General features: G+C 69.5%; 15 protein-coding genes and 1 pseudogene. 12 read left to right on the forward strand and 4 right to left on the reverse strand.

The annotated features are described in order from the left end of the window. Positions 1-140: 140 nt before the first annotated feature. A pseudogene (locus E6O51_RS22475) lies at positions 141-326 on the forward strand (phage integrase N-terminal SAM-like domain-containing protein); the annotation flags it as partial. A 36-nt stretch (positions 327-362) separates the two neighbouring features. Here the strand turns inward: E6O51_RS22475 and E6O51_RS04280 are convergent. Genes E6O51_RS04280 through E6O51_RS04295 form a run of 4 tightly spaced genes read right to left on the reverse strand, consistent with a single transcriptional unit; the run spans position 363 to position 3,502 of the window. Next, on the reverse strand, positions 363-1,145 hold the full coding sequence (locus E6O51_RS04280) for a LamB/YcsF family protein (protein WP_136383744.1): 783 nt from the start codon (positions 1,143-1,145) through the stop codon (positions 363-365). Then, positions 1,142-2,185 (reverse strand): 5-oxoprolinase subunit C family protein, encoded by a 1,044-nt coding sequence (locus tag E6O51_RS04285; RefSeq protein WP_136383745.1) that lies wholly within the window; start codon positions 2,183-2,185, stop codon positions 1,142-1,144. Before E6O51_RS04285 ends, E6O51_RS04280 begins: the two co-directional genes overlap by 4 nt. Further along, entirely contained in the window at positions 2,182-2,940 is a 759-nt protein-coding gene (pxpB, locus tag E6O51_RS04290; RefSeq protein WP_136383746.1) for a 5-oxoprolinase subunit PxpB, read from the reverse strand. The genes E6O51_RS04285 and pxpB overlap by 4 nt, the downstream gene beginning before the upstream one ends. A gap of 19 nt (positions 2,941-2,959) precedes the next feature. After that, positions 2,960-3,502, reverse strand: a complete 543-nt coding sequence (locus E6O51_RS04295; protein ID WP_136383747.1) for a winged helix DNA-binding protein — start codon at positions 3,500-3,502, stop codon at positions 2,960-2,962. 147 nt (positions 3,503-3,649) lie between these two features. Between E6O51_RS04295 and E6O51_RS04300 the strand changes: the two genes are divergently transcribed. The 11 genes from E6O51_RS04300 (at position 3,650) to ureG (ending at position 12,341) form a co-directional block, all read left to right on the forward strand. Further along, positions 3,650-4,633 carry a TRAP transporter substrate-binding protein gene (locus tag E6O51_RS04300; RefSeq protein ID WP_136383748.1) on the forward strand — a complete coding sequence of 328 codons (984 nt, stop codon included), beginning with the start codon at positions 3,650-3,652 and terminating at the stop codon, positions 4,631-4,633. A 54-nt stretch (positions 4,634-4,687) separates the two neighbouring features. Beyond that, positions 4,688-5,206, forward strand: a complete 519-nt coding sequence (locus tag E6O51_RS04305; protein WP_136383749.1) for a TRAP transporter small permease — start codon at positions 4,688-4,690, stop codon at positions 5,204-5,206. Positions 5,207-5,213: 7 nt separating this feature from the next. After that, positions 5,214-6,512 (forward strand): TRAP transporter large permease, encoded by a 1,299-nt coding sequence (locus E6O51_RS04310; protein WP_136383750.1) that lies wholly within the window; start codon positions 5,214-5,216, stop codon positions 6,510-6,512. 142 nt (positions 6,513-6,654) lie between these two features. Next, positions 6,655-7,536, forward strand: coding sequence for an urease accessory protein UreD (locus E6O51_RS04315; RefSeq protein WP_136383751.1), 882 nt, complete (start codon positions 6,655-6,657; stop codon positions 7,534-7,536). Between the two features lie 8 nt (positions 7,537-7,544). Continuing rightward, positions 7,545-7,847 carry an urease subunit gamma gene (gene ureA / locus E6O51_RS04320; protein ID WP_136383752.1) on the forward strand — a complete coding sequence of 101 codons (303 nt, stop codon included), beginning with the start codon at positions 7,545-7,547 and terminating at the stop codon, positions 7,845-7,847. A gap of 45 nt (positions 7,848-7,892) precedes the next feature. Then, the gene (locus tag E6O51_RS04325) at positions 7,893-8,195 is read left to right on the forward strand and encodes a hypothetical protein (protein WP_211091322.1); all 303 of its coding nucleotides are present in this window, start codon (positions 7,893-7,895) and stop codon (positions 8,193-8,195) included. A 44-nt stretch (positions 8,196-8,239) separates the two neighbouring features. Next, positions 8,240-8,545 carry an urease subunit beta gene (locus E6O51_RS04330; RefSeq protein WP_136383753.1) on the forward strand — a complete coding sequence of 102 codons (306 nt, stop codon included), beginning with the start codon at positions 8,240-8,242 and terminating at the stop codon, positions 8,543-8,545. After that, positions 8,545-10,320 (forward strand): urease subunit alpha, encoded by a 1,776-nt coding sequence (ureC, locus tag E6O51_RS04335; protein ID WP_136383754.1) that lies wholly within the window; start codon positions 8,545-8,547, stop codon positions 10,318-10,320. Before E6O51_RS04330 ends, ureC begins: the two co-directional genes overlap by 1 nt. Before the next feature lie 67 nt (positions 10,321-10,387). After that, positions 10,388-10,873 (forward strand): urease accessory protein UreE, encoded by a 486-nt coding sequence (ureE, locus tag E6O51_RS04340; protein ID WP_136383986.1) that lies wholly within the window; start codon positions 10,388-10,390, stop codon positions 10,871-10,873. Between the two features lie 11 nt (positions 10,874-10,884). Continuing rightward, positions 10,885-11,604, forward strand: a complete 720-nt coding sequence (locus E6O51_RS04345; protein WP_136383755.1) for an urease accessory protein UreF — start codon at positions 10,885-10,887, stop codon at positions 11,602-11,604. A 113-nt stretch (positions 11,605-11,717) separates the two neighbouring features. Beyond that, complete coding sequence (gene ureG, locus E6O51_RS04350; protein WP_136383756.1) at positions 11,718-12,341, forward strand: urease accessory protein UreG; 624 nt, start codon at positions 11,718-11,720, stop codon at positions 12,339-12,341. The last annotated feature ends 11 nt before the right edge of the window (positions 12,342-12,352 follow it).

Here is a 12,352-nt window from a genome sequence, read left to right on the forward strand (position 1 = left end):
CCACCTCCAATGTCTAATGTGTTGTAGACATCAAAAATGATGGATAACCCGGGCGATGCTGGATAACCCGGTACACATCATTACTCGCTTTTGTCATTGTGTTCAATCCCTTACACGCCAATTCTGTATGCATGAACAGCATGGGCGGCTACCCCAAACCCGGCAAGTCTCAAGACCCCGCGGCTGCCAAGCCGCCAAGGCTGCTCGAACAGGTTCGGGCGTGCATCCGTTACAAGCGTTACAGCATACGAACCGAGAAGGTCTATGTCTATTGGGTTCTGGCGCTCATAAGGCATCAGGGCATGCGCTATCCACGGGAGATGGGGGAGGGTGACGTTGGGCTTCGCTGCGCGCAGCCCAGCCTACGGTCGGGTTTCCAGCACTTCCGGCAATGGCGCGATGTGCCAGCCCTCGGCCTCCAAGGTAGCGCGCAGTCGGCGGGCGTTGTCCGCCGCACCCGGCGTATCCCCATGCACGCAGATGCTGTCCACGGGGCAGGGCAGGGTGCGTCCGCTCACGGTGACGATGCCGCCGGCCTCCAGCATGCGCAGCACGTGGACGGTGAGGGCGGCGTGGTCGTGGATGACGGCGCCGGGCTGGTTGCGGGGGACCAGGGTGCCGGCTTCGGTGTAGGCGCGGTCGGCGAAGATTTCGGCGGCCACGGGCAGGCCGGCGCGTTCGCCGGCCTTGTGCAGTTCCGACAGGGCCGGGGCGAGGAGGATCAGCGTGGAGTCGGCGGCCTTGACGGCGCGGGCGATGGTTTCGGCGAGTGCCGCGTCCTCGCAGGCCTGGTTGTTGAGGGCGCCGTGGGGCTTCACGTGGGTGAGCCGGCCGCCTTCGGCTGCGGCCATGGCGGCGAGCGCGCCGATCTGGTAGATCACCAGGGCTTCCAGCTCCGCCGGCGCCATGGTGAGCGGGCGGCGGCCGAAGCCCTGCAGGTCAGGCCAGGAGGGGTGGGCGCCCAGGCTCACGCCGGCATCCAGCGCGGTGCGCACGGTGCGGCGCATCACCAGGGGGTCGCCGGCATGGAAGCCGCAGGCGATGTTGGCGCTTGCCACCACCTGCAGCAGGGCTTCGTCCTCACCCATCTTCCAGGGGCCGAAGGATTCGCCTAGGTCGGCGTTGAGGTTGATCGGTCGGCTCATGGGGTGTGCTCCGGGTTCAGCGCATCGACGGCGTTGCCGGCGAGGTTGGCATCGTACAGGGCGGCTTCGTCCAGCCCGCCGGCCAGGCGGCGGATGGCGGCCAGCAGGCGGCGCGTTTCCGTCTCCCGCTCGCGGGCGGCGGCTTCGCCGGTTTCCGCGCTCACCGCCGTGAAGCGTAGACCGTCACCGGGCCGGCATTGCGCCAGGCGGGGCAGGTCGGCGCCGATCACGGTGGCGATCTTGGGATAGCCGCCAGCGGTCTGGGCGTCGGCCAGCAGCACGATGGGCAGGCCGTTGCCCGGCACCTGTACGGAACCGGGCACGGTGGCGTCCGACACGATCTCCGGCGCGCCGCGATGGGCCAGGGCCGGGCCGTCCAGGCGCACGCCCATGCGGTCGGCCTGGGGGCTGACGCGGTATTCGGCGGAGAAGAAGGTGTGCAGCGCTTCGGGCGTGAAGTGGTCGTCCTGCGGGCCGGGCACGGCGCGCAGCGTGCAGGGGCCGGTTTCCGGCGCGGGCGCTGCGGGCAGCACGCGCTCGGCATGGCCCGGGGCGGCGGCGGCCTGCAATCGGGTGCCGGCGGCGAGCGCCCGGCCGTCCATGCCGCCGAGTTGCGCCCGGGTGTAGGTGGCCGCGCTGCCCAGCATCCGCGGTACGGTGAGTCCGGCGATCGCCACCACGGCGATGCGGCCCGCCTCCATGCGGCGGATGCGCAGGCTGTCGCCGGGGGCGAGCGTAAGGGAGCGCCAGGGGGCGGCGGCGCGGCGTTCTGCGCCCCGGTCCACCTCCAGTGCGGCATGGCCGGCGACTGCCACGTGCAGCGGGCCGTCGCAGGCGGCCAGGTGCAGGCCGCCGTCGAAGCATTCGATGACCGGGGTGTTCTCCGCGTTGCCCACCAGCACGTTGGCGATGCGCATCAGGCGGGCGTCCAGCGCGCCCGCCCAGGGCACGCCGATATGCCGCCAGCCGCGACGTCCGGCGTCCTGCAGGGAGGCGTAGGCGCCGGGGGAGAGGATCTCGGCCTGGGCCGTGCCGTTCATGGGCGGGTCTCGTGGGCGCCGTCGGCGGCCAGCCAGTGCTGCGGGGCGATCTCCCGCGCTGCGATGGCGGCGGTCAGGCGCCGGTATTCGGCTGTGCCCACCGGTTCGAAGCGCACCCGGTCGCCTGCGGCGAGCAGGGCGGGGGCGCCCCGCCCGGCGTCGAACAGGGGCACCGGGCAGCGCCCCAGCAGATGCCAGCCGCCCGGGCTTTCCCAAGGGTAGATGGCGGTCAGTCCGGTGGCGATGGCCACGCTGCCGGCCGGCACGCGCACCCGCGGTTCCCCTCGGCGGGGCAGGCGCAGCGCTGCGGGCAGGTCGCCCATGAAGGGGAAGCCGGGCAGAAAGCCGAGCATGTACACGAGGTATTCGGTGCCGCTGTGCAGGGCCACCACCTCATCTGCGCTGCGGCCGATGGCGCGGGCGGTCTCGGCCAGGTCGGGGGCGGCCTCGCCCTCGTAGCACACGGGCAGGCGCCAGTGCCGCGCGGCCGGCGGCGCAACCGTTTCCGCGGCGGCGAGCAGGGGTTCGAGGGCGTTGCGCAGGGCTGCGCGGGAGGTCGCCAGGGGATCGAAGAACACCGTCAGCGAGCGGAAGGTGGGCATGGTTTCGATCAGCCCCGGCAGGCCGCCTTCGGCGTGCATCCGGGAGATTGCCGCGTCGAGGGCGTTGACCGATGCCAGCAGGCGCGGATCGATGGCGTCGCCGAATTCGATGGTGAGCGCGGCGTCGCCGGCGTCGAGCACGCGGACGTTCATGGCCGGCGGCCCCTGCGGCTCACAGCGCGGAGGTGGAAGCGGCCCGGGCGGCCTGGTCATAGCGGCCGGACAGGGTGCGCAGCAGGCGGGCGAGTTCGCCGATCTGGGCGTTGTCCTCGGCGCTGCCGGTGAAGCCGGGCATCAGGCAGGCTTCGCGCACGTCCCGGTAGGCGAGGCAGATTTCGCGCCCCTCTCCGGTGACGGAAAAGAAGGCCTCCTTGCCGCGCCGGGTGCTCTGCACCAGCCCCAGCCCGGCGAGCTTGCGCAGCGAATAGGAGACCACGTGGGTGTCCTCCACGTTGAGCACGAAGCAGATGTCGGCCAGGCGCTTTTCCGTGTCCCGGTGCGCCACGTGGTGCAGTACCAGCACGTCGATGGGCGTCATGTCCTTGACCCCGGCCGCGGTCATGCAGCGCATCATCCAGCGGGCGAAGGCGTGCCAGGCGATGATCAGGCCGAACTCCAGCTCCGACAGTTCGGGGGATTTCGGCGATACCAGGTGCTGGGAGGACACGATGCGTCCACCTTCCAGGGCGGAGGGGGGCGACTTCGGATTGCCCATTTTTTTCTCACGTTTCGTTTACGAATTGTTGACAATTTATAGATGAAATCCCAACCTTTCAACAACGGCGCATCCGGGATAACGGATTCGCCGTTGAGTTTCCCGCTGGCCTCACACCCCTCAGCCCTTTCCACGGAGACTTTCCCCATGAACGTGAAGCACCGCATCCTGCACACCGCGGCGTGTTCCATCGCCGCGCTCGGCATTGCTGGCGCTGCCCATGCGCAGACCGCCTGGGATATGCCCACCCCGTATCCGGCCACCAACTTCCACACCGAGAACATCCAGAAGTTCGCCGACGACGTGGCGCAGGCCAGCGTCGGCAAGCTCAAGATCACCGTCCATGCCAACGGCTCCCTGTACAAGGCCAACGAGATCAAGCGCGCGGTGCAGGGCGGCCAGGCGCAGATCGGCGAGGTGCTGCTGTCCAGCCTGGCCAACGAGGATGCGCTCTACGCGCTGGACACCGTGCCTTTCCTCGCCACCAGCTACGCCGACGCGCTGAAGCTGTGGCGGGCCTCGCGGGCCGCGGTGGAGGCGCGGCTGGCGAAGAACGGGCTCAAGCTGCTGTACGCGGTGGCCTGGCCGCCCCAGGGCATCTATTCCAAGACCGCACTGAATTCGATGGCGGATCTGAAGGGCATCAAGATCCGCTCCTACAGCCCGACCGTGGCGCGCATGATCGAGCTGATGGGCGCGCAGCCGGTGACCGTGCAGGCGGCGGACCTGACCCAGGCCCTGTCCACCGGCGTGGTGTCGGCCAACCTCACGTCGTCGGCCACGGGCTACGACTCCAAGAGCTGGGAACAGCTCGACTACTACTTCGACGTGCAGGCCTGGCTGCCGAAGAACATCGTGTTCGTGTCGCAGAAGGCCTTCGACGCGCTCGACGGGGCCACCCGGCAGGCCGTGCTGGACGCCGCTGCGGCGGCCGAGACCCGCGGCTGGAAGCTGTCGGAGGAAAAGACCGCCTGGTACGTGGATCAGCTCAAGACCAACGGCATGAAGGTGCTGCCGCCCTCCGACGCGCTGCGCGCCGACCTGCTCCAGGTGGGCGAGCGCATGGCCGCGGAATGGGTCGAGAAGGCCGGTGCCGACGGACAGGCGATCCTCGCCGCCTACCGCAAGTAAGTCCGTTTCCTCCCGAGCCCGGCCCGCCGGGCTTTTTTCTGCCCGGAGCCCGCCATGCGAGCCTTCCTCGATTTCCTCTACCGCCTGTCCGGAGCGCTGGCTGCGGTCGGCATGGTGGGCACGCTGGTGATGGTGTCCACCGGCATCGTCAGCCGGCCGCTGGGCATTTACCTGCCCGGCACCGACGACTACGCCGGCTACGCCATGGCGGCCTGCGGCTTCCTCGCCCTGGCCTACACCTTCAAGCATGGCGAGCACATCCGCGTGAGCCTGGTGCTGGAACGCACCGGGCCGCGCCTGCGCCGCGCGCTGGAGTGGTTCTCGCTGGCCGGCGCGACCGTCGTGGCCGGCATGCTCGCCTGGCATGCGGTGCACCTGGCCTGGGAGTCCCATGCCTTCGGGGACGTCTCCCAGGGCGTGGATGCCACGCCCCTGTGGATACCCCAGTTGTCCATGGCCTTCGGCACCGTGGTGCTGCTGATCGCCCTGGTGGACGACCTGGTGCTGACGACGCTGGGGCGTACGCCGGCACGGCTGGCCGGGGCCGGCGCCGAAGCGGCGCGCATGGAGTGAGGCCGACATGGATCTGACCATCGCTGCAATCCTCATCGGCACGATGCTGGTGCTGCTGGCCGGCGGCCTGTGGATCGGCCTCGCGCTGATGGCCATCGGCATCCTCGGCCTGTTCGGTTTCACCCCGCGTGCGCCCGGCGACGGCCTGGCGGTGGCGGTGTGGGGCGTCAATTCCAGCTGGACGCTGACCGCGCTGCCGCTCTTCCTGTGGATGGGCGAGATCCTGTTCCGCACCCGGATGTCGGAAGACCTGTTCAGCGGCCTCGCCCCCTGGCTGGAGCGCCTGCCGGGCCGCCTGCTGCACACCAACGTCATCGGCTGTACGCTGTTCGCGGCGGTGTCCGGGTCGTCGGCGGCCACCTGCGCCACCATCGGCAAGATCGCGCTGCCGGAACTCACCCGGCGCGGCTACCCGGAATCCATGGCCCTCGGCACGCTGGCCGGCGCCGGCACGCTGGGCCTGCTGATTCCGCCCTCCATCATCATGATCGTCTACGGCGTGTCGGCGGACGTGTCCATCGCCAAGCTCTTTATCGGCGGCGTGCTGCCGGGCGTGATGCTGGCCGTCCTGTTCATGGGCTGGGTGGTGCTGTGGTCGCTGCTGAACCGGGACCGGATTCCGCCCGCCGACCTGCGCACCGGCTTTGCCGACAAGATCCGCGCCTCGCGCAACCTGATCCCGGTGATCCTGCTCATCGGCGGCGTGCTCGGCTCCATCTATGCCGGCATCGCCACTGCCACCGAGGCGGCGGCCATCGGCGTGATCGGCAGCCTGATCATCGCCGCCAGCCAGCGCTCGCTCACCCGCCGGAGCTTCATCGAGGCGCTGCTGGGCGCCACCCGGCTGTACTGCATGATCGCGCTGATCCTCGGCGGTTCGGCCTTCCTGACCCTGGCCATGGGCTACATCGGCCTGCCGCGCCATCTGGCGGAGTGGATTGCCACGCTGGGCCTCACGCCGGGCATGCTGCTCCTGGTGCTGGCGGTGTTCTTCGTGGTGCTGGGCTGCTTCCTGGACGGCATCTCCATCGTGGTGCTGACCATGGCGGTGCTGCTGCCCACCATCCAGGCCGCCGGCATCGATCCCCTGTGGTTCGGCATCTTCGTCGTGGTCATGGTGGAGATGGCGCAGATCACCCCGCCGGTGGGCTTCAACCTCTTCGTGCTGCAGGGGCTGACGGGCCGGCAGATCACCACCATCGCGCGCTATGCGCTGCCGTACTTCCTGCTGATGGTGCTGGCGGTGGTGCTGCTCTACGTTTTCCCGGGTCTGGTGACCTGGCTGCCTGCCCACATGATGGGCTGATCGCCCCGGCTGAAGACTCTTGTGCACCGCAATGGTGCGCATGTTCTCCGGCCTCGCCCGGCCGTGCTCCGGCCGGGCGAGGCAAGTGCATGATTCATAAGAGGTGACTGGCCGCTGGCGCGCCGATTGCTATGGGTCGTGCATGAATGCCGTCTCCGAGCGCTCGGACCTTCTCGCCCGATCGGCTGCCGTCCCGCCCCGTGCGGGCTGGCGCGCCCGGCTGGCGCTGGATTACGCGCGCCGCGGCGCGCGCACGGTGCTGGCGGCGCGCAGCCACCATGGGCCGCTGGTGGTGCAGCGCCCCCTCTACCCGGAGGGCGAGGCGATCTGCCACACCATTCTGGTGCATCCGCCCGCCGGCATCGTCGGCGGCGACCAGCTCGAATTCTCCGCCACGCTGGGGGAGGGCGCCCACGTGCTGCTGACCACGCCCGGCGCCGGCAAGTGGTATCGCTCCGCGGCCGGCGTGGCGCCGGGGAGCTTCACCCAGCGGCTGGACGTGGCGGCCGGGGCCGTGTGCGAATGGCTGCCCCAGGAGAGCATCGTCTATGACGGCGCCGTGGGCGAGCAGGCGCTGGAAGTGGAACTGGCGGAGGATGCCGTCTTCATCGGCAGCGAGATGCTGTGCCTGGGCCGCACCGGCGCGGGCGAGCGTTTTCAGCGCGGTGCGTTTTCCCTGTCCACCCGTATCGCCCGCGACGGCCGGCCCCTGTGGCTGGAAGCGGGCCGCATCGACGGCGGCGGCGCGCTGCTGGATTCGCCGGCGGGCCTGGCCGGCCAGCCCGTGACCGGCACCCTGCTGGCGACCGGCCCGGGACTCGATGCCGCCCTGCTGGATGCCTGTCGCGCCGTGCCGCCCGCGGCGGGCGAGGGCGGCGTGACCCTGCTGCCCGGCCTGCTGGTGGCGCGCTGGCTGGGCCTCCACGCGGAAGCCGGACAGCAATGGCTGCGCGCCCTGTGGCGCGTGCTGCGTCCGGCGCTCACCGGTCGCGCCGCCGAGGCCCCCCGAATCTGGAACACCTAGGAGTACGCATGGAACTCACTCCCCGCGAAAAGGACAAGCTGCTGCTCTTCACCGCCGGCCTGCTGGCCGAGCGCCGCCTGGCCCGCGGCCTGAGGCTGAACTACCCGGAGGCGGTGGCGCTGATCAGTTGCGCCATCCTGGAAGGTGCCCGCGACGGCCGCAGCGTGGCCGAGCTGATGGGCTACGGCGCCACGCTGCTCACGCGGGAACAGGTCATGGACGGGGTGCCGGAGATGATCCCGGAGATCCAGGTGGAGGCCACCTTCCCGGACGGCACCAAGCTGGTCACGGTGCATAACCCCATCGTCTGAAAACTGGCCTTACCGATAACCATTGCATACAAACAAGGGGAAACCATGAGCGAGATGGAACTGGAAACCGCAAGGCTGCTGGCCCGTTTCAAGCTGCAGGTGCGTCGCAGCCTCGACATGGCGGTCGATCTGGCCGCGCTGACCGCCGATGAGCAGTATGCCGAGAAGCTGCTGCACGAAGTCGAGGAGCGCGCCGAGGACGAGGAACTGCTGCTGATGGTGGTCCGCCTGCGTGACCGTCTGCGCGCCCAGTATCAGCCGGCACCCGTGGTGGAGCCGGCCAACGAGGAAGTTGTGAAGCCGGCGACGCCTGCCGTGCGCGACTACCGTTTCGGCGCCCGCGGCTGAGCCGCCCGCGTGTTCTTGCCATGAGATAGCCCAGAAGGACGACCATGATTCCAGGTGAAATCCTGCCGGCCGACGGCGACATCGAACTCAACGCCGGCCGCGCCACGCTGACGCTGTCGGTCACCAACACCGGCGACCGGCCGATACAGGTCGGCTCCCACTACCACTTCGCCGAAACCAACGCCGCGCTCGCCTTCGACCGCGCCGCGGCGCGCGGTTTCCGGCTCAACATCGCCGCCGGCACCGCGGTGCGCTTCGAGCCGGGGCAGTCGCGCACCGTGGAACTGGTCGCGCTCGCCGGTGCGCGCAAGGTTTACGGCTTCAACGGCGACGTGATGGGAGCACTGTGATGGCGAAAATCTCGCGCTGCGCCTATGCGGAGATGTTCGGCCCCACCACCGGCGACAAGGTCCGGCTGGCCGATACCGAACTCGTCATCGAAGTCGAGAAGGACTACACCATCTACGGCGAGGAAGTGAAGTTCGGCGGCGGCAAGGTCATCCGCGACGGCATGGGCCAGGGCCAGCAGCTCGCGGCCGAGGTGGCCGACACCCTCATCACCAACGCGCTGATCGTCGATGCGGTCGCGGGCATCGTCAAGGCGGACGTGGGCATCAAGGACGGCCGCATCTGGAAGATCGGCAAGGGCGGCAATCCGGACATCCAGCCGGGCGTGACGATTCCCGTGGGCGCGGGCACCGAGGTCATCGCGGGCGAAGGCATGATCCTCACCGCGGGCGGCATCGACACCCACATCCACTGGATCTGCCCGCAGCAGATCGACGAAGCGCTGATGAGCGGCGTCACCACCATGATCGGCGGCGGCACCGGGCCGGCCACCGGCACCTACGCCACCACCTGCACGCCGGGGCCGTGGCACATCCACCGCATGCTGGAGGCGGCCGAAGCGTTTCCCATGAACATCGGCTTCCTGGGCAAGGGCAACGTGAGCCTGCCGGAGCCGCTGCGGGAGCAGGTGGAGGCCGGTGCCATCGGCCTCAAGCTGCACGAGGACTGGGGCACCACGCCCGCGGCCATCGACAACTGCCTCACCGTGGCCGACGAACTGGACGTGCAGGTCGCCATCCACACCGACACCCTCAACGAATCCGGCTTCGTGGAAACCACGCTGGCCGCCTTCAAGGGCCGCGCCATCCACACCTTCCACACCGAGGGCGCGGGCGGCGGCCATGCGCCGGACATCATCCGCGCGGTGGGCGTGCCCAACGTGCTGCCGTCCTCCACCAACCCGACCCGGCCCTACACGGTGAACACCATCGACGAGCACCTCGACATGCTCATGGTGTGCCACCACCTGGACCCGGCCATCGCCGAGGATGTGGCCTTCGCCGAATCGCGCATCCGCCGCGAGACCATCGCCGCCGAGGACATCCTGCACGACCTGGGCGCCTTCTCGATGATGAGTTCAGATTCCCAGGCCATGGGCCGGGTCGGCGAGGTGGTCATCCGCACCTGGCAGACCGCCCACAAGATGAAGGTGCAGCGCGGCTGGCTGGCGCCTCCTGCCGCGGCCCTCTCCCCCAGCCCCTCTCCCGCGGGGGGAGAGGGGAGTGGTGTGTCGCCTGCACCGCAGGCGAGCCGGTCGAATGACAACTTCCGCGTCAAGCGCTACATCGCCAAATACACCATCAATCCGGCCATCACTCACGGCATCGCCCACGTGGTCGGCTCGGTGGAGGAAGGCAAGCTCGCCGACCTGGTGCTGTGGCGGCCCGCCTTCTTTGGCGTCAAGCCCAGCCTCATCCTCAAGGGCGGCATGATCGCCGCCGCGGCCATGGGCGACGCCAACGCCTCCATCCCGACGCCGCAGCCGGTGCATTACCGGCCCATGTTCGGCAGCTTCGGCAAGGGGCTGAAGACCTCCGTGACCTTCGTCTCGCAAGCGGCGCTCGCCAACCCGGCGGTGGCTGCGCTTGGGCTGGAAAAGCCGCTGGTGGCGGTGCGCGGCTGCCGCACGGTGCGCAAATCCGACATGGTGCACAACGGCGCCACCCCTGCCATCGAGGTGGACCCGGAAACCTACGTGGTACGCGCCGACGGCGAGCTGCTGGTGTGCGAACCGGCCGCCGAGCTGCCGCTGGCGCAACGCTATTTCCTGTTCTGATGGGAAGAGGATCATGATCGCCACCGATATTCCGCCTGTCGCAGAAACCGCCGTCCGGAACTCCGCCATGCTGCTGATCGAACACCTCCACACCGGCCACGGGGTGGCCGGCGAACAACTGGAACTGTCCTTCGAATACCGCACCAAGAGCAGGCTGCGCGCCAGACTCAAGTCCGGCGAGGAAGTGGGCCTGTTCCTGCCCCGCGGCACCATCCTGCGCGGCGGCATGAAGCTCGCCGCGGCCGACGGGCGCATCGTCGAGGTGGTGGCCGCCCCCGAGGAACTGCTGGAAGTGCGCTGCGCGGACGCCTTCGAACTCGCCCGCGCCGCCTACCACCTGGGCAACCGGCACGTGGCGGTGGAACTGGGCGAAAGCTGGCTGCGCATCCAGGCCGACCACGTGCTGGAAGACATGCTCGCCGGCCTGGGCGCCTCGGTGGCGCCGGTCACCGCGCCCTTCGAGCCGGAAGCCGGCGCATACTCCCACGGCCACCAGCACGAAGGCGAAGGCGCCAAGGGCGCGCGCATCCACATGATGGACGGCAACTACTAGGCCGCGCCGCCATGCTGCCCCTGGTGCGCCTGCTGCAACTGGTCAGCCCCGCCTTGCCGGTGGGCGCCTACACCTATTCCCAGGGGATGGAATGGGCCGTGGAGGCCGGCATGGTGAGGAGCGAGGCCGACGCCGCGCGCTGGATCGGCGACCTGCTGGAGCACGGCATCGGCGCCTTCGAGGCCCCGCTCGCCGCCCGTCTGCTGGCGGCATGGACGCAGGCGGACGAAAGCGAGGGCGGCTGCGGCAGCGACGCGAGCGAGGCGGAACGGGAGATCGCCGCCCTCAACGCCGACTTCCTCGCCAGCCGCGAAACCGCCGAGCTGCGCGCCGAGACCGTGCAGATGGGCTATTCGCTGGTGCGCCTGCTGACCGGGCTGCCGGCCTTCGCCGGACTGCCCGGCTGGGCGGCGCGGCTGGAGGCGGTGGAGGAACCGGCCTTTCCCACCGCCTGGACGGCCGCCGCGGCGGCATGGCGGGTGCCGCCCGAGGAGGCCATCGCCGCCTACCTGTGGGCCTGGGCCGAGAACCAGGTCATGGCGGCGATCAAGGCCGTGCCCCTGGGCCAGAGTGCCGGCCAGCGCCTGCTCGCCGGCCTGGGCGAGCGCATCCCGGCCCTGGCCGAACGGGCGCTGGCGCTGCCGCGCGCCCAGTGGAGCAATTTCTCGCCCGCGCTGGCCATCGCCAGCAGCCGGCACGAGACGCAGCACACCCGGCTGTTCCGTTCGTAAACGGTGTGGCCCCGCTATCCGTTCGGGCTGAGCTCGTCGAAGCCCTCGTGCCCTTCGACAAGCTCAGGGCGAACGGATCACTGTGAGCTTGATGACACAAGGAGCATTCGACAGTGAGCAACCCGCATCCCCTGCGCGTCGGCATCGGCGGCCCGGTGGGCTCCGGCAAGACCGCGCTGACCCTGGCCCTGTGCCTGGCGCTGCGCGACAAATACGACATCGCCGTGGTCACCAACGACATCTACACCGCCGAAGACGCGCAATTCCTCGTGCGCAACCAGGCCCTCGCGCCGGAGCGCATCATCGGCGTGGAAACCGGCGGCTGTCCGCATACCGCGATCCGCGAGGACGCCTCCATCAACCTGGAGGCCGTCGACCGCCTGAACCGCCGCTTCCCCGGCCTGGACATCGTCTTCGTGGAATCCGGCGGCGACAACCTGGCCGCCACCTTCTCGCCGGAACTCTCGGATCTGACGATCTACGTCATCGACGTCTCGGCCGGCGACAAGATCCCCCGCAAGGGCGGCCCCGGCATCACCCGCAGCGACCTCTTGGTGATCAACAAGGTCGACCTCGCGCCGCTGGTGGGGGCGTCGCTGGAAGTCATGGAGCGGGATGCGAAGAAGATGCGCGGCGAGCGCCCCTTCGTGTTCAGCAACCAGAAGACCGGCCAGGGCCTGGCGGAGATCATCGCCTTCATCGAACGGCAGGGGCTGCTGCAGGCCGCGACGGCCTGAGCCTGCCGCAG

It is taken from the genome of Pseudothauera rhizosphaerae, assembly GCF_004801305.1.
GTDB lineage: Bacteria > Pseudomonadota > Gammaproteobacteria > Burkholderiales > Rhodocyclaceae > Pseudothauera > Pseudothauera rhizosphaerae.

Coding starts and splice junctions, on each gene's coding strand:
- E6O51_RS04345 (WP_136383755.1), top strand. CDS start 10,885: ATGCTGCCCCTGGTGCGCCTGCTGCAACTGGTCAGCCCCGCCTTGCCG.
- E6O51_RS04295 (WP_136383747.1), bottom strand. CDS start 3,502: ATGGGCAATCCGAAGTCGCCCCCCTCCGCCCTGGAAGGTGGACGCATC.
- E6O51_RS04330 (WP_136383753.1), top strand. CDS start 8,240: ATGATTCCAGGTGAAATCCTGCCGGCCGACGGCGACATCGAACTCAAC.
- E6O51_RS04315 (WP_136383751.1), top strand. CDS start 6,655: ATGAATGCCGTCTCCGAGCGCTCGGACCTTCTCGCCCGATCGGCTGCC.
- pxpB (WP_136383746.1), bottom strand. CDS start 2,940: ATGAACGTCCGCGTGCTCGACGCCGGCGACGCCGCGCTCACCATCGAA.
- ureA (WP_136383752.1), top strand. CDS start 7,545: ATGGAACTCACTCCCCGCGAAAAGGACAAGCTGCTGCTCTTCACCGCC.
- E6O51_RS04280 (WP_136383744.1), bottom strand. CDS start 1,145: ATGAGCCGACCGATCAACCTCAACGCCGACCTAGGCGAATCCTTCGGC.
- E6O51_RS04325 (WP_211091322.1), top strand. CDS start 7,893: ATGAGCGAGATGGAACTGGAAACCGCAAGGCTGCTGGCCCGTTTCAAG.
- ureE (WP_136383986.1), top strand. CDS start 10,388: ATGCTGCTGATCGAACACCTCCACACCGGCCACGGGGTGGCCGGCGAA.
- E6O51_RS04300 (WP_136383748.1), top strand. CDS start 3,650: ATGAACGTGAAGCACCGCATCCTGCACACCGCGGCGTGTTCCATCGCC.
- E6O51_RS04310 (WP_136383750.1), top strand. CDS start 5,214: ATGGATCTGACCATCGCTGCAATCCTCATCGGCACGATGCTGGTGCTG.
- E6O51_RS04285 (WP_136383745.1), bottom strand. CDS start 2,185: ATGAACGGCACGGCCCAGGCCGAGATCCTCTCCCCCGGCGCCTACGCC.
- ureC (WP_136383754.1), top strand. CDS start 8,545: ATGGCGAAAATCTCGCGCTGCGCCTATGCGGAGATGTTCGGCCCCACC.
- E6O51_RS04305 (WP_136383749.1), top strand. CDS start 4,688: ATGCGAGCCTTCCTCGATTTCCTCTACCGCCTGTCCGGAGCGCTGGCT.